The sequence below is a fragment of the Micromonospora antibiotica genome (genome assembly GCF_017599305.1).
In the GTDB taxonomy this organism is placed as follows: domain Bacteria; phylum Actinomycetota; class Actinomycetes; order Mycobacteriales; family Micromonosporaceae; genus Micromonospora; species Micromonospora antibiotica.
The window spans coordinates 373,572-395,493 of the sequence record NZ_JAGFWR010000004.1; the positions used below are offsets into that span (position 1 = coordinate 373,572).

Sequence of the window (21,922 nt, forward strand, 5' to 3'; positions counted from 1 at the left end):
GGATGAAAATAGCTCAACAACAAAAGTATCTAAAAACGAAACGTGATTCGGCTTCGATCGGCGGGACCGGTCGTCAGCGTCGCTGAAAAGGCGAAGGCGTCCAGCTCACCCGAGGTCAGGCCGGGTCGGCAACGGCCGGTCGGGCAAGTGCCGGCATCGACAACCACACCCTCGGCATCGCGTACCGTGCCGTGGGGATAGACAAGGTCATCGCGCTCCGGCAACGCCTCCGCCACCGGCCGCGCCCGGAAGTCACGGTCGATGCGTTCGGCTGTGGCCGGATCAACCAGGTGCGGGGCGTGTGCAGCTATGGTGGTGCGTACGCCACTGCCGTCGTCGAGCAGCCGGATGACAGCGTCGGCCGGCAGCGCCGGGTTCCGAGCCGCGGAGCGCCGGAAACACACGTACGGCGAGGACAGGTGCGACTCTGTCAACCACTCGATGGCGGCCGAAGACAGCCGATGTCGTCAAAACCGTGTGTGCAAGATCGGTAATCTTACGAAAGTACTCTCGGGGCTGTAGCCGCTGGTGACCGACGACGTGACGGACAGCGGCGAGCGGATCATGGTACGGGCGCGGCCTCCGGAGGGGCCGGTGGGTTGTCCGGGCTGCGCGGCTGTCGCGGGTTGGGTACACAGACATCACCCAATGGACTCTCGCGGACGTACCCATCGATGCCCGGCCTGTGGTGATTCGCGTGCGCACTCAGTTCAACCCGATGGTGCTGGTTGGCTACGGGTTAGGATGGGCCGCTCCTCCTCATGGTGGTTCAGCGACGAACAGGGAGACGATCGGAACACATGTCGGTCTTCGGCTGGCAGTTCCAGGAGGATGCGAGCAACTACATGTGCTACGTGAGTGCGTTGAGTGCAACCGGAGCCAAGATCGTTCGAGTGCACGGCGGTGTCGACAGTGACCGGGAGTTGGATCGATGCGATCGGGTCCAGGACAGTGTGTGGCGCGTTGCCTCGACCAAGCCGTGCCCTACCCTTGGTCGTTCCCGCGACTGAGTGTTTGACCAGCGCAAATACACAACCGCCGGTCCGCTGCAAAAACCTGCCGAGTCCACGGGTGGAAAGGGGCTTTGACCTGCGACTTAAGACTCGGGTCGCCATCACCCCTGGAGGGATCGCAACGTCACGGCGGGTGCCTCCTCAGGCGGGGATGTCGGCGTCGCCATCACCCCTGGAGGGATCGCAACCACTATCTGGGCGATCAGACAACCCGCCGTTGTGGGGGTCGCTCATCACCCCTGGAGGGATCGCAACTACTGGTACCCCCGGCCGATGATGGCGGCCACGTCCTGCATGTCGCTCATCACCCCTGGAGGGATCGCAACGCGGTAGGCCGCCCGTAGCCGAGGGCCTCCTGGGCCTGCCCCGTTTTGACGGACATCCGAGATCAGGGGACCTGGGGTCTCCGGGAGGATGTCCATCATCATGGAGAGCATGGGGAAGAAGCGGCCGCGGCCTCGTCGTTCGTTCACGCCGGAGTTCAAGGCCGAAATCGTCGAGTTGTGCCAGCGTGGTGACCGCACGCTTCGACAGGTCAGCCAGGATTTCGACCTGACCGAGACCGCGGTGCGTGACTGGGTCAAGCAGGCCGACCTCGATGCCGGTGCCCGCACCGACGGGCTGACAAGCAACGAACGAGACGAACTCGCGCAGCTGAGGCGGGAGAACCGCAGGCTGCGCGAAGACGTGGACATTCTCAAGCGGGCGACGGCTTTCTTCGCGAAGGAGACCCGGTGAACGTGTACCCGTTCATCGAGGCGGAGCAAGCCGGCAAGCACAACGTCAAGCGTGCGTGTGAGCTGCTCGAGGTCTCCAGGTCCGCCTACTACCAGCGCACATCCGGTGTCCAGTCCATTCGCGGGCGCGTTGACGCTGAGCTCACCGAGAAGATCATCCAGGTCCATGCGGTGTCGAAGGGCACCTATGGGGCGCCGCGCATCCACGCCGATCTCGCCGACGCCGGCATGCGGCACGGCCGTAAACGCGTCGCCCGGCTGATGCGCGCCGCGCAACTGGCCGGTAAGAGCCCTCGCCGGTGGCGGGCCACGACGATCCCCGACCCGAACGCCAGCAGACGCCCTGACCTGGTCGAGCGTGACTTCACCACCGATCCGGCCGCCCTCGATTCCCGCTGGTGCGGGGACATCACCTACATCAACACCTGGCAGGGCTGCCTCTACCTAGCCACCGTCATCGATCTCGCATCACGTCGGGTCGTCGGCTGGGCCGTGGCCGACAACCTGAAGACCGACCTGGTCGACGCCGCCCTCGCCGACGCTCTCGCACGCCGCCGACCCGAGCCCGGGCTGGTGTTTCATTCCGACCGCGGCACGCAATACGTCAGCGCCCAGCACGCCCGCCTCGCCCACCGTCACGACATCCGCCTGTCCGTCGGACGGCGCGGACAGTGCTGGGACAACGCGGTCGCCGAATCGTTCTTCTCCACCATCAAGACAGAACTGCTGCACCGCCAGCCATGGCCCACCCATCAAGCCGCCCGCCAGGCCATATTCGAATACATCGAGACATCTCACCAACGGTGGCTGTCAAGCAGTTGAGGTTGCGGGTTCGGCGAAAGCCTTGCGGGAGTCGTAGAGGGTGTTGTGTCGTAGGCAGTGGTGCAGCTTGCCGAGCATGAGGTGGAACAGCCGACGCAGGGCGGCGACGTGCCTGTCGCCGGCGGCACGGCGGGATCGGTAGCGGGTGTTCCAGTGGGAGTCATGCCGGACCGCGGCCAGCGCCCACACGTATCCGGTAGCGGCGATCCGGTCATTCTTGGCGCGGCGAGCGTGCACGAAACTGCTCTTGCCCGAGGAACGGGTCACCGGCGCGGCACCGGCGAAAGCACGTAACGCGCGGGCGTCGGCGAAGCGGCCGCGGTCGTCGCCGATCTCGGCCAGCAGCCGAGCGCCGAGCTGCACGCCGAGACCGGGGATGCTGGTGACGATCTTCGCGTCGGGGTGGGCGGTGAACACTTCGTCGATGCGCTGCTCCAGCTGCTGCAACGTCTGGCAGACCGCGTCGAGTTGCCGCACCAGTCCTTGAAGGTGCAGGCCCATGGCCTGCTCGACGGCTGCTGGTTGACGCATCTGCTCGCCGCGGAGGATGCCGTGCAGCGTGTCCGCCTCGGCGGCGATGCCGCGTTGGCGGCCAGCGCAGCGCAGCAACGTCGCGAGCTCGGTGGGAGCCAGCGCAGCCGCGGCCGCAGGCGTCGGCGCCGCGGCGAGGATCACCCGCGCGGCCGGCGAGTCGAGCCGGTGCCGTCCGCCGCGCTCGAACGCCGCCAGGGCGGCGGGAAAGAACATCCGCAGCAGCGTCCGGATCCGGTTAGTGAGCGTGACCTGGTCCCACGCAGCGTCCTGCTGCGCACGGGTCAGAACCCGCAGCGACTGCAGCAACTCACTGTCGGCGGGCAGCGGCCGATGCGCGGTCGCATCGGTGCGCAGGATGTTCGCCAGCACCATCGCGTCGAACGCGTCCGACTTGCCGCGCGAGGCCCGATACCGGTCCCGATACCGCGACACCGCCAAAGGATTGATCGCGAACACCTGTCGACCCGCGGCTCGGAGACCAGCCACCAGCAGTCCCTGACTCGTCTCGATCGCTACAGGCAGTTTCCCGCCGGTCGGATCATGCTCGGCCAGCAGCGCAAGGACCTGACTGAGGCCGGCGGCATCGTCGTTGATCCTGACCGATGCCACCACGACGCCCGTCTCGTCGACGACAGCTACATCATGATGATCCTGGGCCCAGTCGATGCCACACGCCACCGCTACCACCGTTGCTCCTCCCTGTCATGGACCACAGCGAGGCGCGACGCCCTAATGGACAGTGCTTGCCGCACGACATCTCACGAGCCGTTCGCCTCGCCACCGGCGGCGCCCGAACTCGCGCAAGGCTCCTGGCCTGCGACTGACCAAGGCTCAGCCCGCCAGCGAACCACGAAACGATCATCCCCGTCCATCGCCGTGACCGCCACGCGCCCCTCTCGATATCCAGGGTCAACGCCCCGCCACTTCTACAGGCGTCAGCAGCGGCCACGATCCTCAACGAGGCGCCGCTCTCGATTCCCCGGCTCGACGGCCATCGGCTGGTACGGGCGTCCTCGGTTGCCATTACGGCTGGTACAACACCCGCCGCCTCCAACGCGAGCTGGGCTACCTCAGCCCCAACGAGTACGAGACCGCCTGGCACACCCGCCAGACGCAACCAGCCGAACCAACTACCGCCATCCCGGCACCAGCCGGCAGCAGGTAACCACCGCTCCATCAAAGCGGGGGGAACTCACCCCAGCGCCTGAACCACGTTTCCGCCCACGACGCCTGCCGGGGAGAAGAGCGACCATGACCAGAGCGTTGGTTGTCATGTCCGCTGTCAGCACGTGGCACCGCACGGACGGTACCGACTACCCGACCGGGTACTGGGGCGAGGAGGCCGCGGTTCCGGTAATGTTATCGACGATCATCAATGCAACGAGGTGGGCGCCGTGCTGGTTGCCGCCGCAGTCAACCTGAAGGAGAAGACGGTGGACGCAAGAACGATCGTCGCGACCGGTGCCGTGCTGGGTGTGCTGGGCCTGCTCGGAACACCCGGCTCGCCGGCCGTCGCCAAGGAGCAGCCGCGCAACTGCGCGGTCAACGTGGACACCCGCGTGCTGCGCTGCGCCGATACCGAGACGCAGGCGCTGCGCGCGGTGGGGGCCACGCAGGCCAGCGTTGTCATCGCCCGCACCTACGACGGCACGGGCTTCAGCGGCGCGCTGCTGACCTGGGCTCAGAGCGGCAGCTGCAGCCCTGAGTACGACGCCGAGTTGCAGTGGGACGACCTGCGGACCACCAGCGGGGGCAACTGGAACAACCGAATCAAGTCTGTGCGCACCTACAACCAGTGCGACGTCAAGTTCTTCGACGGGATCAACTTCGGCGGTGCCCAGTCGGTCTGGATCGATGAAGCCTCCAACCTCGGGACCATCGGCGACGGCTGGAACAACCGGGCTGGCTCGATCAAATTCTCCTGATCGTTCGTACGGCGGTGCTCACCGTCTGGCAACCCTCGCGAGATGCGCATCGGGAGCCGGCCGGACCCGGATGGAAGTGCTGGCGGAGGTGACGGTCACGGCATCATCTGGCGGCCGACGGTGAAGGGCAAGGGGCCCACCGGTCCGGCCCGCCACGAGGTCACCGCCATGGCTTGCCACCGACCGGAACGAGCACGCCGAAGGCCCGCACCAGGCACCGTCAACGAGCAGTCGGAGACCGTGCTCTCAACCAGCGGCGGCCCCGGAGCACCACGGGCCCCGTGGCCGCCGCTGTGGCCGGTGCCGTCGGGTCGAAACAGATTTTCCACGTTCCAGGTCATGACGATCAGGTCGTGGGCACCGTCGCTCCCCTGAATCCGGGTCTGCCAGGTAGGTGTCCGGCCGACAGGGGCACTTCACGACCCAGCACGTCACGGACATGACTCCCGCCGGCGCAGCGCAGGGTGCGGGGGAGCCGGCGGAAGCGTTCACCGAACGGTCCACCCCCGGCTTCAAGCGCGCCGAGTACATGGTCCACGCCCGCACCGGCAATCTGCCGGTCAAGGTATGGCTCACGGTTGGCGGTGATGAGTACGTGTCGTCATCGGTCCTGGGCCACGAGAGTGATGGCCATCCTGCGTGCGACGCGGGCCGCCGTCTCGACCAGGCGGTTCGCCCCGACCGACGTGCCGTGGCCCTGCTGCCGCTATCGAAAGACCATCAGTAGAGGAAGACGCCGGCGGTGTGCGTGTCCGAATTGGCGCTGATCCCGATGACCGCGCTGGTGTCAGCCGGCAACGCCCTGGCGTACGCCCCCGCATACCCCTCCGGGGTGAGAAACAGCCCCCAGGCGGCCTGCCACTGCCCGAGGTCGCCGGTGCGCGGGTCCACGACCGGCTCGGCACGGGGGACGACCCGCTCCTGAACGACACAGCCATAGTCCGCCGCGTCCTCCAGCGCCCGTAGCCAGCCGGCGGCGTCGGTCTCCCAGCCGGCGACGATGCCAGAGCCCCCGTAGCGATAGTTCGGCTTGAGGATGAGCTGTTCCCGCCGTCGGAGGCAGTCCGTCATGGCCTCGTCGGGCACGTCGCCGTACAGTGCACGCGTCCATGGCAGAACCCGATCGACGGTCTCCAGCTCATCAGCTGAGAACGCGTGACGGTTACGGGGATCGGAGAGCATCGCCAGGCACGCCTTGTTGCCGAAGAGATTGCTCTCCATCGGCGTCCACAGCACCGCCAGGCCCTCCCGGTGCGCCCGGAGGATCGGCTCGACGACAGCCTCTCCCGCCGGGTCGGCGAGAATCTGGTCCACCGCGAAGCACCGTACGACCACGTCCACCCGGCGATCGCGCAGGTACAGCCCGTCGGATCGTAGACGTGCCTCGTGGACCTCGCCGAGAAGCAGGTCACCCAGGCCCTGCCGCCGCATCAACTCCTGGAAAGCACGCCACGCGCCGCCGTACCGGGCCATCCCGGCGCGTCCCTCCAACAGCGCGACGACCGGTTCCCGGTCCCCGGTGACTACCCGGCCCGCCCGGCGCAGGGCCCGAGCCACCTGCCGGCCGGTGTCGATGAAGTCCAGGCCGTGGTCCCGAGCGAAGGCTGCGAAGGCGTCGACCTCCAGCAGCGCCCGGGGAAGCTCACCGGCCCGGTCGACACCGCCCAGCTCGCTGGCGATGTTGAATTCCAGCAGCTTGAATTCCGTGCCGTCGTGGTACATGTCGGCACGGGCATACAGCGGCGGTGCCACCCCACCGAGGCTGCACATGAGCGCAGCGGCCCGGCCGTGCAGACCCAGGTCGGCGCAGTAGCGGCGAAGATCACCGTCGTACAGGCGCTCGGGTAGCGACGTGATCAGGTGGAACAGGCCGGTGACGTCCTCGGCGAACCGGAGCATCTGCGTCCGCTCGGCGAACAGCGGTCGCGGCAGTAGGCGATCCCCGAACGACGCGAGCAGGGCCGGCGGCAGGTCGGCGTCCGCCACAGCGCTGCGCAGCGGTTCCGCGGCCGACTGGCACCGGTGCACGTAGTCCCGGGTCAGGGGATCCGTCGTCAGCGGGAGTTCCGTCTCCCGCATCAGTCCTTCCATGATCAGCAGCCGATTCCGGCCATGGCCTGACCGACCGTCTGGGTGATCTCGCGAGCCCGCTGCCGGATCATCAGGTGTCCGCCGGGCAGCATCCGCACAGCGAACGACGATGTGGTGTGTGCCTGCCAGCCGTACAGGTCGTCCTCGCGGACCTCCGGATCCCCCGTACCACCGAACACCCGGATGGGGCAGGGCAGCGCCGGCTCGTCGGTGTACTCGTACGAGTTGACTATGTTCAGGTCGGCGCGCATCACCGGGAGCAGCACCGATGCCAGGTCGGGGTCGTCGAGGACCTCCGGCGGCACGGTCTGCATCTGCCGAAGCATGCGCAGCAGAGCCGGATCCGACATCGCATGGACCGGCGGATGGGGCATCCGGGGCACGTGTGGTGCCCGGCAGGCGGAGGCGAAGAGCATGACGGGGCCGGGCAGGCACCGGCGGCGAAGTTCCCGGGCCAGCTCGAACCCGACACGGGCACCGAGGCTGTGTCCGAAGATCGCATAGGGCTTGTCCAGGTGCGGTGCGGCGGCCGTGGCGAGCGCGTCCACCAACGGCTCGATGCGGTCGTGCGAGGGCTCGCCCAGACGCGACTCGTGCCCGGGCATCTGCACCGCGGCCACCTCCACCCCCGGCAGCAGAGCCGGCCAGGAACGGTAGAGCGAAGCCCCACCGCCCGCGTACGGCAGACAGAGCAGCTTGGTCCGGGCAGCGGGCGCGGGGCTCGGGTAGGTGATCCACCGCTCCGCCGTGGCACTCAGTTCCTGGGTCGGATACATCTGCCCCTCCTGGTCGTCGGACTACACCAACATGGAGCGTCGGACAACGCGGCCAGATACAGGCATCGCCGAGGATCCGAACGTTCTCTGTCCTGGTGACGGATCGGACGAGGCAGATGGGCGATGAGGCGAGTGGAAACGACACCGGGGAACATCCGCGTCCAGGTGCTGGACAACATCGACGAAATCGACGAGACCGACTGGGCCACAGTGGCCGCCGGCGGTGGCCTCTACACGTCCCGCCCCTGGCTGCGGTCACTCGAGGACGACCCATGGCACGACGTGTGGTACCTGGCGGCCAAGGACGAACGGGACGACCTTCTCGGACTGTTGCCGGTGTACCTGTCGTCGGGGACCGCCTCTGCCGGCTCCGACGGCTACTACGATCCGGCGACCGTCCTTGCCGGGTCGGACCCGGCGCAAGCCCACCGCTGGCGTCCGGCGCTACTGGCCGGCACGCGGACCGGATACGACGGGGAACTGCTGCTACAGCCGGGTCTGCCGCTGCCGCAGCGGGCGACCGTGCTCGCCGCACTCGTTGCGCGGGCGCACCGGCTGGCCGATGCGTGGAACGTCCAGCTGTCGGCGTTCATGCACCTGACATCCGCCGCCGCGGCCGAGTTGGCCCCGGTGCTCGGGGCGAGCCCGGTGCTCACCGAGGCCATCGCGGTGGTGCCGCTGGCGACCGCCGCCTCGTTCGAGGAACATGTGGCCGCGCTGCCCAAGCGCCGCCGGGCCCGGGTCCGCGCCGAGGTCCGCGCCTTCGCCGACAGTGACTTCACGGTCCGTGAGGCCCGGCTGTCGGAGACGGTCGGTGTGGTCGCCGATCTGCTCGCCGCGCACCACCACCGCTACGGCCACCAGGACACCCCGCAGATGCTGACCGCACACCTGCGGCAACAGGCCGAGCACCTCGACGGGTGCAGCCGCGTGCTGCTCTGTCAGCGTGGCGGTGACGTACACGGAGCGCTGCTGATCTACGAATGGTCCGACACCTGGTACGTACGCGCGGTCGCCGCCCGGGAATCGTTGCGAGGGGAGTCCGCGGCGTTCTTCAACCTGCTATACCACGTACCGATGCGCCTCGCGTACGAGCGGGGCATCGGCCGGTACGTGATCGGCCCGAGCAACCTCGCGGCGAAGGTGTGGCGGGGGGCGCTCGTGGAGCCCCGCTGGTCGCTGCTGGTGGGGCGGGGACCCGGGCGGGAATCCGACGTTGCCCGCAGGTGCGTCCACTGGGACGACGTGCAGGCCACCCGCTGGACCGCCCACCTGGCCGAGATCGGGGCCGGCGTCGACGTCGCGGCCTGGCGGTCGAGTGTCAGGACGCCGCAGGCCTGACCCGCCGTGCGGTTCCCGGCTGTCCGGTCGGGAACCGCACGACGTCGGTCAGAGCCTGACCCGGCGCTGGAACAGGCGAAGCCCCAGCACCGTCATCGCGGTGGCGAACGCCGTTCCGGCGCCGAGATAGGCGGCTGTGCTCATGTGCGGCACCGACGGGGTGAGGGCGGCCCGTAACCCCTCGCTGAGGTAGACCACCGGGTTGGCCAGCACCGCGACCTTCAGCCAGGGCAGCGGGGTGAGTGCCTGCCAGGGGTAGTAGACGCAGCCGAAGAAGGTCAGCGGCACGATCAGGGTGGAGAACGCGAGACCCATCCGCTTCGGCTCGACCACGGTGCCGACCACCAGGCCCAGCGCCCCGGAGATCCAGCACGCGAGCAGCGCCACCACCACCAGCAGAGCCGGATCGCGTACCTCGACGTTCACCGGGGTGGCCGAGGTCAGCACACAGGCCGGCAGCACGAGCAGGCCGGCGGCGAGGCTCTGTACGGCTCCGAACACGATCTTCTCGGTGGCGATCGCCCAGCCCGGGACCGGTGCCATGATCCGATCCTCGATCTCCCGGGTGGCACCGAACTCGATCGCCAGTGGCAAGCTCACCGTGGAGACTCCGCAGAATACGGCCGTCACCGCGACCAGGCCGGGAACGAGCACGTCGGCGAAGTTGGCCTGACTGCTGAGCCCCTGCCCGATGCGTGGGAACAGGTAGGCGAAGACGAAGCTGAACAGCACCGGTTGCAGCAACGTCCGAAGCGCGAACTCCGGCACGTTGCGGCGCAGCACCGTGAGGTCTCGCAGCAGCAACGCGAGGAACGACCGGAGCTGCAGCGGGCCCAGCCCGACACCCTGCGGGCCGTCCGGGACATGCGCTGCCGTCGTCGTGGGCTGATTCTGCGCCGGTACCGTCGGAACACTCGATCTAGTCACGCAGTTCCCTCCCGGTCAGGGTGATGAAGACCGTCTCCAGGGTCGGCTCGGTCACGGACAGGTGCAGGATGGTGCCGTCGAGCGCGGCCGTCACGATCTGCGCGACGTGCGCCTGCCCGGCCGTGGTCCCGATCCGGTAGCCACCCTCGACGGTGTCGACGCTTCGCACGTGCGCAAGGGCGGACAGCCGGGCTGCGGGCACCGCCGAGGGGTCAGCGAGCGTCAGGGCGACGACCGTGTCGACGCCGCACTCCCGCTTGAGGGCGTCCGGGGTACCACAGACCAGGACCCGGCCGTGATCCATGATGGCCACCCGGTCGCAGAGCCGCTCCGCCTCCTCCATGTGATGCGTGGTGAGCAGTACCGAGGTCCCCTCCCGCCGAAGCAGATCGATCTGCTCCCACAGGGACAGCCGGCTCTGGGGGTCCAACCCGGTCGTCGGCTCGTCGAGGAACAACACCCGGGGCCGGTGCGCGATCGCCCGGGCGATCTGCAGCCGCTGCACCATGCCGCCGGAGAGCCGCGTCGGGTCGACCCTCGCACGGGAGGCGAGCCGGAACGTCTCCAGAAGCTCCACGGTGCGGGTACGCGCCGACCGGTGCCCCATGCCGAACAGCCGGCAATGGAGGTACAGGTTCTGCTCCACCGAGCACGACCGGTCCAGCGTGTTGTGTTGCGTGACCACACCGATGTCGCGGCGTACCCGCACCCCCTGCGACGCCACATCCCAACCGGCCACCCGCACCCGTCCACCGCTGGGTAGGGAACGGGTGGTGCAGACATTCACCGTCGTGGTCTTACCGGCCCCGTTCGGTCCGAGGAGCGCGAAGGCCTCCCCAACCCCGACATCAAGATCGATCCCAGCCACCGCGGTACGTGGTCCGTACCGCTTGAACAGCCCGGACACCGACACAGCGGTACTCGGTTCCACTCGTTCAGCCATCAGCGCTCCCTGCGGGTCGTCTCATGGGGGAGCACCCGACGGACGCCGATGATGCGCCGATGCCGACATCCGACGGGCGGGCATCAGGCCGCACCGTGGTGGGCTCTGTTCGGGTATGGACTGGCCGAACAAGGATGGGCCCGCCCTCGACGACCGGCACCGGGTGCTGGCGTGGGGCCGGGGCCCGGTCACCGACATCCCCCCGATAACCCTTCCCGGCGTCGTGGCCCGGACCGCAGCGCGCTGGCCGGACGCGACAGCTCTCGTGGGTGGAGCGTGCCGGCTGACCTACCAGCAACTCGACCGGGCCGCCGACCGGCTCGCCCACCGCCTGCGTGCCCACGGCGTGGGGCCCGAGACCGCAGTGGGCGTCTGTGTACGCCGCACCCCGTTCATGGTGGTGGCCCTGCTCGGGGTACTGCGGGCCGGCGGCTACTACGTGCCACTCGACACCGGACTCCCCGCCGAACGGATGGAGCTGATGCTCGCCGACGCGTCGGTCGGCGTCTGCGTCGTCGACGACGACACCCGGGACCTCCTGCCACCGGGCCCGTGGGAGCTGATGACGGACGAACCCGACGATGCCGGGACACCCCCGCCACAGCGCCTGCCCGACGGCGACCCCGGCGACCTGGCCTACGTGCTCTACACCTCCGGCAGCACCGGCCGCCCCAAGGGAGTCTGCGTCGAGCACCGGTCGGTGGTCGACTTCGTGCTCGCCAACGCCGAATGCTGGGGGGTGGGCCCCACCGACCGGATGCTCGCACTGGCGAGCCTCGGCTTCGACGTGTCGGTCGCGGAGATCTTCACCGCGCTCGCGGTGGGGGCGACGCTCGTCATCGCCGCCGACGACGACCGGCTCTCGGTGGACCGGCTGCGGCGGTTGCTGCGCCGCGAGCGGGTCACGGTCGCCGAGGTGCCGCAGTCGGTGCTCGGACTGCTGGACCCTGCCGAGCTGCCCGACATCCGGCTGGTCCCCCTGGGCGGCGAGGCACCGAACCCGCTGGTGACCGCCCACTGGGTGCGTGCCGGCAAGCGGGTCATCAACAACTACGGCCCGACCGAAACCACCGTCACCGCCACCATGATGGACTGTCCCGCGCAGGACCTTCCGAGCGTGCCGATCGGCCGGCCCATGCCCAACCACCGGGTGTACGTGCTCGATGACGATGGGCTGCCGGTGCCGCCGGGCATGCCAGGTGAGCTGTGGGTCGCCGGCCCCGGGGTCGCCCGGGGGTACCTCGGGCAGCCGGCGCTGACCGCCGAGCGGTTCCGCCCCGACCACCTGGGCGACGCCCCGGGCGGGCGAAGGTACCGCACCGGTGACCGCGCCCGCTGGAACCAGGACGGAACGCTGGAGTTCCTCGGCCGGGTGGACGTGCAGCTCAACCTGCGTGGCTTCCGGATCGAACCGGGCGACGTCGAGACCCGGCTGCGGGCCCACACCGCAGTCACCGACGCCGTGGTGTCCGTCGTAGCCGGCCAGTTGGTGGGCTACGTCGTCCCGGTCGACGCATCGCCCGGCGGTGACGAGCTCGACGCATGGTGCGCCACGCACCTGCCGCGCTACATGGTGCCATCGGTCTTCGTCACCGTCGACTCCCTGCCGTTGACGATGAGCGGAAAGGTCGACCGGGCGGCCCTGCCGCCCCCCGGGCCGGCCGCCGGAGAGCGCGCCGCCCCACGCACCACCACCGAGAAGCAGCTGCTCGCCATCTGGCAGGAGGTGCTTCCGCCCGGGCCGATCGGGGTCGACGACCCCTTCACCGACGCCGGCGGCAACTCGCTGCTGGCCATGCAGGTGCTTGCCCGGGTCCGCCGCGTCTTCGGAGTCGAACTGCCCCCGGCCGCACTGCTGCGTGGTGACACCGTCGCCGGCCAGGCCCGCGACATCGATGCGGCGACACCGGCCGACCCTGACCGGCCGCTGCTGCGGCGCCTCGACCCCGACGAACCGGCGCCGCTGTCCCACGCCCAGCGTCAACTCTGGTTCGTCGACCAGCTCGGCGCGGCCCGAGGAGCGTTCAACCTGCCGGTCGCGTTGCGGCTACGCGGCACGGTCGATCCTGCCGCACTGGCCCAGGCGCTGGGCGACGTCGTGGCTACGCATGATGCGCTCAGAATGTCGTTCCCGGCCGCCGACGGTGAACCCCGGGTGCGGGTCGACCAGCCGGCACCGATCCTGCTGACCCACACCGACCTTCGACACGTGCCGGCCGATCGCCGAGACGCGGCGCTGGGAGAACTGGCCCGGACCGAGGCGGAACTACCCTTCGTGCTTGCTTCGGGTCCGCTCTGGCGGGCCCGCCTGGTGCACTGCGGCGACTCGGACTGGGCGTTGCTGTTTGTGGTCCACCACGCGGTCGCCGACGGCTGGTCGCTGAGCCTCCTGCTGGACGAACTCGGCCGCCGCTATCACGGCCGGACCACCGGCACGCCCACGGACCTCGTGGCACCGCAGGTGGGGTACGGCGACTACGCCGCCTGGCAACGGGCGACGTTGAGCGGCGCACGGCACCAACGGCAGCTCGACTTCTGGACGCGGACGCTGGCCGGCGTGGATCCGGTGTTGGAGCTACCCGCCGACCGGCCCCGGCCACCCGTGCAGAGCTACCGTGCCGGCAGGCTGGCGGTCCGCGTCGGCCGGGAGGTGACGGACCCGCTGCGTGCGGTGGCCGCCCAACACAGGGTCACCCCGTACGTCGGCCTGCTGGCGGTCTTCACCGCGCTGCTCGGCCGGCTCACCGGCGTGGACGACCTGGTCGTGGCCGCCCCGATGGCCGGCCGGCCCGAACCGGAGTTGGAACGGGTCGTCGGGCTGTTCGTCAACACCGTGCCCGTACGGGCGGACCTGTCCGCCACGCCCAACCTCGACCAGCTCGTGACCCGTGTCGGCGAGCAGCTGCTGGCGGCGATGGCCCACGCCTCCGTTCCGTTCGACCTAGTCGTGGAGGCGGTACGGCCACCGCGTACGGCCAGCCGACATCCCCTCGTCCAGGTCGGCATCAACCTGCTGAACCAACCGCCGGAGCGGCTGTCGATGGACGGCGTCGAGGTCACCCCCATCCCGCTGGACCCACCCGGCTCCCTGCTCGACCTCACGCTCTACGCCCGCGAGGACGGCGACGAGCTGGCCTTCGAACTGGTCTACAACCTCGACCTGTTCGACCACCAGCGGATGCGCGTACTACTCGGACAGTACGTGCAGCTGCTCACGCAGGCGGTGACCGAACCCGGGCGGCGGCTTGTCGAGCTGAGCCTCCGCGCCGCCGGACACGACGCCGGGGCGCTGCCCGACCCGGGCAGGTCACTGTCCGGGGCGGGCGGCCCCACGGTCGTGACACGGGTGCGGGCCGCCGCGCGGCGGACACCGGATGCGATCGCGGTCACCGGCCCCGATGCCACGATGACCTACGGGCAACTGGAACGGGACAGCGACCGGCTCGCCGACGCCCTGTCCGCCGCGGGTGTGGGGCACGGTGACATCGTCGCCGTGCCCGCTGTCCGCGCCGCCCGCATGGCGGCCGCGCTGCTCGGCGTGCTCAAGAGCCGGGCCGTCGTGGCGCTCCTCGACGCGGCCCACCCCCCGGCCCGACTGACCGCGATGCTGCACGCGGTCACCCCGGCCGCATGGCTCACCGTGGACGGTGCCACTCCACCAGCGGCTCTGGCCGGATACCTCGACTCCACCGGCGTGCGCAGGGTCGACGTGGCCGCCACCCTGCAGCAGGCGTCGTCACGGCCAAGACAGGACGAGCCCGCAGATGACGTTCGGGCCGACAACGACACGCCATCCAGGCCCGATCCGCAGCCCGACGATCCCGCCCACATCCTGTTCACCTCCGGATCGACCGGAACGCCCCGGGCGGTGCTGGCAGCGCACCGGTCGCTGGCCCACTTCGTCGACTGGTACGCGGGACAGTTCGGGCTGGGACCCGACGACCGCTTCGCCGTCACCTCCGGCGTCGCCCACGACCCCGTGCTACGAGACCTGCTGGTGCCGCTGTGCCTCGGGGCGACCGTCCACGTCCCCCCACCACAGGTGCACCGGGCTCCCGACCAACTCGCCCGATGGCTCGGCGAGCGGAAGGTCACCGTCCTGCACAGCACCCCGCAGCTGGGACGCCTGCTCGCCAGCTCCGCCACCGGACCCCCGGGTGGCGAGCCGATCCGGCTACCCGCATTGCGACTCGTCGCCACCGGCGGCGACGTCCTGCTCGCGACCGACGTCACCGCTCTTGCCACGCTGGCGCCGCAAGCGCGGGTGGTGGCCCTGTACGGGGCCACGGAGACCCCACAGGCGATGGCGTGGCAGGCCGCAGCGGAGGCGGGCGGGCGCCCCCGGGTGCCGGTCGGTCACGGCATCGACGACGTTCAACTGCTGATCGAGAACGCCGCAGGTGCACTCGCCGGCGTCGGTGAACTCGGCGAGATCGTCGTACGCAGCCCCCACGTGGCGCTCGGATACGTCGGTGACCCCGCGCTGACCGCTGACCGCTTCGTCGAGCCGACCCCCGGCGACCGCCGCTACCGCACCGGTGACCTGGGCCGCTACCTGCCCGACGGGAGGGTGGAGTTCGCCGGTCGCCGGGACGGACAGGTCAAGATCCGTGGCTACCGGGTGGAGCTGGCTGAGGTCACCGCCATGCTGGAGGCACACCCGGACGTGGCGCGGGCTGTGGCGACGGTGACAGTGGGACCCGGCGGTGAGCCCGAACTCGTCGGCTACGCCGTCGCCGAGCAGGGTCACGATGTGCGGGTCGAGGAGTTGGACGGGTACGTCCGCGCATTCCTACCGCCGTACGCCGTGCCGACCGCCATCCAGATGATCGACGGATTACCCATCGGAGTCAATGGCAAGATCGACCTGACGGCCCTGCCATCCCCACCCCGACGACGCCTGCGCGTGCCGGCGTACCGCCCGCCACGTAGCCCGGTGGAACAACTCATCGCGGCGGCCTGGCGCGACGTGCTCGCGCTGCCCACCGTGGGACTCGACGACAACTTCTTCGACCTGGGCGGCAGCTCCCTGAGCCTGGTCACGGTCCAGACCCGCCTCCAGGCCGGCCTGCAGCGCGCGCTGTCGGTGGTGGATCTGTACCAGTACCCGACCATCCGGCTGTTCGCCGCCCACCTGTCGGGCGACGCCCCCACCGGAGCGACCCGCGAGCGGACCACACGACGGATCGCGGACCGGTTGGCCGGCCGCGCCCGTCGTTACCGCCCCATCCCATCGAGCATCGGCAGAGAGGACCTGGTGTGAACACGCAGTCAACCAGCGATCAGGCAACGTACGTGGAGCCCGTCGCCATCGTCGGAATGGCCTGTCGGGTACCCGGCGCGGCGGATATCGACCAGTTCTGGCGGAACCTGCGCTCGGGGACCGAGTCGGTCACGTTCTTCGGTCCCGAGATCGCGCTCGCGGCCGGAGCCAACCCGGAGTCGGTCCGCGACCCGCAGTACGTGCTGGCCGCCCCCGTGCTGGACCACATCGAAGAATTCGACGCCGGACTGTTCGGCTTCACCCGCCGCGAGGCGGAGATCCTGGACCCGCAGCACCGAATCTTCCTGGAGTGCGCCGTTGCGGCGCTGGAGAACGCCGGCTACGACCCCGCCCGCTACCGGGGGGACATCGGCGTGTACGGCGGCGTCGGCACAGGCGAGTACCAGTGGTATCACCTGCTCCGCAACCCGTCCGTGCTCAACTCGGTGGGCCGGATGGCAATTTCCCTGTCCAACAACACCGACTACGTGGCCAACCTCGTGTCGTACCGGCTGAACCTGCGGGGCCCGGCGGTGACCGTGTCCACGGCCTGCTCGACCAGCCTGGTCGCCGTGCACCTGGCCGCCGAAGCGGTCCGCAACGGTGAGTGCGACATGGCGCTCGCGGGCGGCGTCTCGGTGGAGATCACCCAGTACCGCGGCTACCAGTACCACGAGGGCGGCATCCTGTCGCCGGACGGCCACTGCCGGGCCTTCGACGCCGACGCCCAGGGCACCATCTGGGGCAGCGGCGGCGGCATCGTCCTGCTCAAGCGGCTGTCCCAGGCGCTGGCCGACGGCGACACCGTGCACGCTGTGCTCCTCGGTTCGGCGGTCAACAACGACGGCGCCGACAAGGTCGGCTTCTCCGCGCCGAGTGTCTCGGGCCAGGCTGCGGTCATCGGCCAGGCGCTCGGGGTCGCCCAGGTCACGCCGGATGGCATCGACTACGTCGAGGCGCACGGCACGGGCACCACGGTCGGTGACCCCATCGAGATCCGCGCCCTGTCGGAGGTGTTCGACGGTCGGGAACCGGGCTCGTGCCGGCTGGGTACGGTCAAGACCAACATCGGTCATCTTGCCGCCGGGGCTGGCGTGGTCGGTCTGATCAAGACCGCCCTGTCGCTGTCGCACGAGACGCTCCCGCCGACGCTGCACTTCCGCAGCCCCAATCCCGCCGCAGCCCTGGACGACAGTCCGTTCCGGGTGGTGCGGGAGGCCGAGCCGTGGCCGCGTCGGGAACGGCCGCGCCGGGCCGGGGTCAGCTCCTTCGGCATGGGCGGCACAAACGCCCACGCGGTACTTCAGGAGGCACCTGCCGTCGAGCCCGCACCTACCGATGGGCCGCAGGTCCTGTTGCTGTCGGCCCGGACGCCTTCGGCGCTGGAACACATGGCCGGTGCGCTCGCCACCCACCTGAGTGGAGACCCCGCCCCCGTCCTCGACGACGTCGCGTACACCCTGCAGGTGGGGCGTCGGGAGATGCCGTACCGCAGGGCGCTGGTGGCGAGCGGTGCGGGCGACGCGGTCAGCGTGCTCCGCGGCGCATCACCCCGACGCCTGCTTGCCGGTAAGGCCACCGCCGCACCCCGGCTGCTGTTCCTCTTCCCCGGGCAGGGCACCCAGCGCGTCGGCATGGTCCGTGGGCTCTACGAGCGTTACGAGGTGGTGCGTGAGCACGTCGACCGGGGTCGGGAGGTGCTGCGTCCCGTGCTCGGCTTCGACGTGGCCGAGGTACTCTTCGCCTCCGGTGACGACGTGGCCGCCGCGACCGAGCGGCTGCGGCGCACCGGCACGACCCAGCCGGTGCTCTTCCTCGTCGAGTACGCCATGGCCCAGCTCTGGCGTTCATGGGGCGTCCAGCCGACCGCTATGCTCGGCCACAGTCTCGGCGAGTACGTCGCCGCCTGCCTGTCCGGCGTCTTCACCTTCACCGACGGGCTGCGCCTGGTCGCCATGCGGGCTCGCCTCATGGAGAGCCGACCGGCCGGCGCGATGCTGGCGGTTCACCTGCCCGCTGAGGACCTGGAACTCGCGGACACCGGCCTGGACCTGGCCGCCGTCAACGCGCCGACGATGAGCGTGGTGAGCGGACCGCCCGACGCGGTGGACAGGTTCGAGTCGGATCTGGCCGATTCGGGGGTGCCGGTGACGAGGCTACGGACCTCGCACGCGTTCCACTCCGCGATGATGGCACCGCTGCGCGACGAGTTCACTGAGGTGCTGACGGGTGTCGAGCTGCGCCCGCCGCAGGTGCCGGTGGTGTCGAACGTGACCGGCGACTGGCTGACCGACGAGCAGGCGACCAGCCCGGCCTACTGGGTGGAGCACCTGTGCGCGCCGGTGTTGTTCGGGGCCGGCCTGCGGACGCTGCTGGCCGACGGTCCGGCGGTGCTCTGCGAGGTGGGCCCCGGTGCCAGCCTGTCGGGCCTCGCCCGGATGCAACCCCGGCCGGACACCCCGGACCCGGTGACCTCGCTGCCGGCCACTACGGGTGACGAGCAGGAGATGATGCTGGGTGCCGCAGGCCGGCTGTGGACGCTCGGCGTCGAGGTGGACTGGGCCGCCACCCACCAGGCGCACCGTCGCCGGGTACCGGTGCCGGGGCACCCCTTCGAGCGGGAGCGATTCTGGATCGAGCCGCCGACGGGCGCAACGGTCGGCGTAGCCTCCCCGGAGGTGCCACCGCGGACGGCGAAGCTACCGATGGAGGACTGGTTCTGGGTGCCGCTGTGGCGGCAGACCATCGCCCCGCCACCCGCCGGGTCGATGTCGACCGAACCCTGGCTGGTCCTGCGTGACCCCGCCGGATCGACGGATCCGCTGGTCGCCGAGCTGCGCCGATTGGGTGGCCCGGTGGCGACGGTGACCCCGGGTGGCGGGTATGCCCGGCAGGGCCTGGACTTCGTGATCGCTGCGGACCGGCCGGGCGACCATGAGCGAGTCCTCGACGCGCTGGTGCAGGACTCGATCGTGCCGCGGCGGGTGCTGCACGCCTGGGCGGCGGGGGAGTGCGACGCGGACCAGCTCGCACCGGCAGCGGTCCGCGAGACGGTGGAGGTGGCCTTCTCCGGGCTGCTCTGGCTCGTGCAGGCGTTCGCGGCGCGCAGCCTCACCGACAAACTGGACCTCGTCGTTGTCACCCGAGGTACCCAGGACGTTGACGGTGCCGGCCTACGCAGCCCCGCCCGGGCCATGGTGGGCGCGCCGCTGCGCGTGCTGCCGATGGAGTTCCCGGGGCTGCGCTGCCGGATGATCGACATCGACGATCCGGCAGCGGGCGCCGGGGCGCTACTGGCGGAGGTGGCGGCCGATGACACTCCGCTCGTCGCGTACCAGCGGGGTCGGCGCTGGGTGCCACACTTCGACGCGGTCCGGGCGGACGCGGACGCGGCGGTGCGTGCGCCGCTGCGTGAGCGCGGCACCTACGTGATCACGGGCGGTCTCGGCGGCGTCGGTCTGAGCATCGCCGAGTCGCTGGCCAGGCGGGTGCAGGCCCGGGTGGTGCTGGTGGGCCGGTCGGCACCGCCGGAACGCGGGGACTGGGCGCGGCTGGCCAACGCTGGCGGCAAGCGGGGCTGGCAGGCGGCCCGGCTGTGCGAGATCGAGCAGCTCGGCGGTGAGGTGCACGTCGTGACCGCCGACGTGACGGATCCGCATCAGGCCCGCCTGGTTCGCGAGGCAGCGCTGGCCCGCTTCGGCACGGTTGACGGGATCATCCACGCGGCGGGAATCGCCGGAGGCACCCTCGTTGAGGCCCAGTCGCGGGAGACCATGGCTGCGGTCATCGACCCCAAGGTGTACGGCACCCTGGCACTGGCCGACGCCTTCGACGGTGACCGGCTCGACTTCTTCGCGGTCTGCTCGTCGGTCACCGCCGTCGCGGGCGGTCTCGGGCAGGTCGACTACTGCGCCGCGAACCTCTTTCTCGACGCGTTCGCGCACGTCCGGTCGCACCCCTGGCCGGTTATCTCGATCAACTGGGGTGCCTGGCTGGAGGTCGGTATGGCCGCCGAGACGTGGGCGCCCACCGCGTTCCGCGACCTGGAGCGGGGGGTACGACGCGAGCCGATGGGACATCCCCAACTGGAGACGGTCGAGACCCGCGACACGGACACCCGCGTGGTCTGCGCGGGTCGGCTGACGCCCAAGCTGCACTGGCTACTCGACGAACATCGCATCGCCGGCACGCCGACGGTGCCCGGCACCGGTCACCTGGAGTTGGTGCGAGCGGCCTTCGGGCGTAGCCATCCCGGCCGAGCCGTCGAGCTGCGGGACGTGGTGTTCCTGACCCCGCTGAGCGTGCCCGACGGTGAAAGCCGTGAGGTGCGCGTCGTGCTCACCGACGCAGCGGCGGGTGGGCCGTTCGTGGTGGAGAGCTGGGACAACGGGGTACGGCGGGAGCACGTACGCGGCCACGTTCAGCTGGCCGACCCGGCACCCGTGCCACCCGTTGACCTCGCGGCCCTGCGCGAGCGGTGTGGGCGCATCAGCCGGGAGGCGCGACCCTCGGCGAGTGGGCTGCTGACGTTCGGTCCCCGGTGGAGCAACCTTCGACAGGTGACCGTCGGCGCGGGGGAGGAGCTGGCCCTGCTGGAGGCATGCGGTGCCGTCGCGGGCGACCTGGCGGACTACTGGATGCACCCGGCGGTCCTGGACGAGGCGACGAGCTTCGGGGACTTCAGCGGTGCCGAGGGGCAGTACCTACCGCTGGGTTACGGCCAGCTGATCGTGCGGGGCCCGCTGCCCTCCCGCGTGTACAGCCACCTACGGCACCGGGACAGTGTCGGTCCTGAGCTGTTGACCTGCGATCTCACCCTAGTCGACGAGAACGGCACGGTGCTTGTCGAGATCGGCGACTTCATGCTGCGACGCATCGATGTCGGTGCCGTCTCCACGGCCGTGCAGGGCGTCGCCATCGGCCGGGACGCCGCTTCGGGCGAGGCGACGGTGGACGCCACCGTGGGCAGTACCTCGCCCGCGGAAAGCAGCGGGCTGACCGCCGGTGATCCGACGGGTCGGCAGTCGGCCGACGGCGACGATGCCATTGGTATCCGACCCACCGAGGGGGGCGAGGCGTTCGCCCGCCTGCTCGGGCTGAACATCGGGCCGCAGGTCGTGGTCACCGCTCTACACCTGCCCACCCTGATCGACCGGGTGTCCCGCGCGGACCTGGCTCAGGTTGACGACGTGGCGTCCGAGGTGCCGACCGCGGACGCCGTGGACATCAGGGCGGACGGGGACTACGCGGCACCGTCGGATCAGGTCGAGCAGCAGCTGGTGCGCCTGTGGGAGGAGGCGACCGGAACCACCGGCATCGGGGTGACGCACGACTTCTTCGAGGTCGGCGGGAACTCGCTCGTGGCCGCGCAGCTCATGGCGCGGGTGCGCACCACGTTCGGCGTGAAGCTGCCGATGCGGGCGTTGTTCGAGGGCCCCACCATCTCGGCAATGGCGCAGGCCGTGCAGGCCAGCATCCTGGCGAAGTCCTGACCAGGCGGCGGGGACGCGTGTCGTCGCGGACACGCGTCCCCGCCGCTCGTGCCGGTGG

13 protein-coding genes and 1 pseudogene are annotated in these 21,922 nt (G+C 70.2%); 8 read left to right on the forward strand and 6 right to left on the reverse strand.

What is annotated here, in order from left to right:
- Nucleotides 1-29: 29 nt before the first annotated feature.
- On the reverse strand, nucleotides 30-434 hold the full coding sequence (locus tag JQN83_RS33005) for a hypothetical protein (RefSeq protein WP_244252212.1): 405 nt from the start codon (nucleotides 432-434) through the stop codon (nucleotides 30-32).
- Between the two features lie 91 nt (nucleotides 435-525).
- On the opposite strand from JQN83_RS33005, the pseudogene JQN83_RS34435 reads away from it, so the two are divergent.
- From JQN83_RS34435 to JQN83_RS11730, 3 genes and pseudogenes are all read left to right on the forward strand, one after another.
- Nucleotides 526-709: pseudogene (locus JQN83_RS34435) on the forward strand (ISL3 family transposase); the annotation flags it as partial.
- A gap of 718 nt (nucleotides 710-1,427) precedes the next feature.
- Complete coding sequence (locus JQN83_RS11725; RefSeq protein ID WP_208567119.1) at nucleotides 1,428-1,751, forward strand: transposase; 324 nt, start codon at nucleotides 1,428-1,430, stop codon at nucleotides 1,749-1,751.
- Entirely contained in the window at nucleotides 1,748-2,572 is an 825-nt protein-coding gene (locus JQN83_RS11730; protein WP_208567120.1) for an IS3 family transposase, read from the forward strand. The genes JQN83_RS11725 and JQN83_RS11730 overlap by 4 nt, the downstream gene beginning before the upstream one ends.
- Here the strand turns inward: JQN83_RS11730 and JQN83_RS11735 are convergent.
- Nucleotides 2,561-3,793: an IS110 family RNA-guided transposase gene (locus JQN83_RS11735; RefSeq protein WP_208567121.1), complete on the reverse strand. Its 1,233-nt coding sequence runs from the start codon at nucleotides 3,791-3,793 to the stop codon at nucleotides 2,561-2,563. The genes JQN83_RS11730 and JQN83_RS11735 overlap by 12 nt on opposite strands.
- Before the next feature lie 707 nt (nucleotides 3,794-4,500).
- Between JQN83_RS11735 and JQN83_RS11740 the strand changes: the two genes are divergently transcribed.
- Together JQN83_RS11740 and JQN83_RS11745 are read left to right on the forward strand one after the other, a co-directional pair.
- Complete coding sequence (locus JQN83_RS11740; protein WP_208567122.1) at nucleotides 4,501-5,031, forward strand: peptidase inhibitor family I36 protein; 531 nt, start codon at nucleotides 4,501-4,503, stop codon at nucleotides 5,029-5,031.
- 439 nt (nucleotides 5,032-5,470) lie between these two features.
- Nucleotides 5,471-5,758: a hypothetical protein gene (locus tag JQN83_RS11745; protein WP_208567123.1), complete on the forward strand. Its 288-nt coding sequence runs from the start codon at nucleotides 5,471-5,473 to the stop codon at nucleotides 5,756-5,758.
- On the opposite strand, the gene JQN83_RS11750 is transcribed toward JQN83_RS11745, so the two are convergent.
- Both JQN83_RS11750 and JQN83_RS11755 read right to left on the reverse strand, forming a co-directional pair.
- Nucleotides 5,752-7,122: a hypothetical protein gene (locus JQN83_RS11750; protein WP_208567124.1), complete on the reverse strand. Its 1,371-nt coding sequence runs from the start codon at nucleotides 7,120-7,122 to the stop codon at nucleotides 5,752-5,754. The genes JQN83_RS11745 and JQN83_RS11750 overlap by 7 nt on opposite strands.
- A gap of 2 nt (nucleotides 7,123-7,124) precedes the next feature.
- Nucleotides 7,125-7,898, reverse strand: a complete 774-nt coding sequence (locus JQN83_RS11755; protein WP_208567125.1) for a thioesterase II family protein — start codon at nucleotides 7,896-7,898, stop codon at nucleotides 7,125-7,127.
- Nucleotides 7,899-8,021: 123 nt separating this feature from the next.
- Here JQN83_RS11755 and JQN83_RS11760 point away from each other — a divergent pair, with 123 nt between their 5' ends.
- Nucleotides 8,022-9,239 carry a peptidogalycan biosysnthesis protein gene (locus JQN83_RS11760; RefSeq protein ID WP_208567126.1) on the forward strand — a complete coding sequence of 406 codons (1,218 nt, stop codon included), beginning with the start codon at nucleotides 8,022-8,024 and terminating at the stop codon, nucleotides 9,237-9,239.
- Nucleotides 9,240-9,287: 48 nt separating this feature from the next.
- On the opposite strand, the gene JQN83_RS11765 is transcribed toward JQN83_RS11760, so the two are convergent.
- Together JQN83_RS11765 and JQN83_RS11770 are read right to left on the reverse strand one after the other, a co-directional pair.
- Nucleotides 9,288-10,166: an ABC transporter permease gene (locus tag JQN83_RS11765; RefSeq protein WP_208567127.1), complete on the reverse strand. Its 879-nt coding sequence runs from the start codon at nucleotides 10,164-10,166 to the stop codon at nucleotides 9,288-9,290.
- Entirely contained in the window at nucleotides 10,159-11,109 is a 951-nt protein-coding gene (locus JQN83_RS11770; RefSeq protein ID WP_208567128.1) for an ABC transporter ATP-binding protein, read from the reverse strand. The genes JQN83_RS11765 and JQN83_RS11770 overlap by 8 nt, the downstream gene beginning before the upstream one ends.
- A 115-nt stretch (nucleotides 11,110-11,224) precedes the next feature.
- Here JQN83_RS11770 and JQN83_RS11775 point away from each other — a divergent pair, with 115 nt between their 5' ends.
- Entirely contained in the window at nucleotides 11,225-16,372 is a 5,148-nt protein-coding gene (locus JQN83_RS11775; protein ID WP_208567129.1) for a non-ribosomal peptide synthetase, read from the forward strand.
- Nucleotides 16,369-21,864 carry a type I polyketide synthase gene (locus JQN83_RS11780; protein WP_208567130.1) on the forward strand — a complete coding sequence of 1,832 codons (5,496 nt, stop codon included), beginning with the start codon at nucleotides 16,369-16,371 and terminating at the stop codon, nucleotides 21,862-21,864. Before JQN83_RS11775 ends, JQN83_RS11780 begins: the two co-directional genes overlap by 4 nt.
- Nucleotides 21,865-21,922 lie beyond the last annotated feature (58 nt).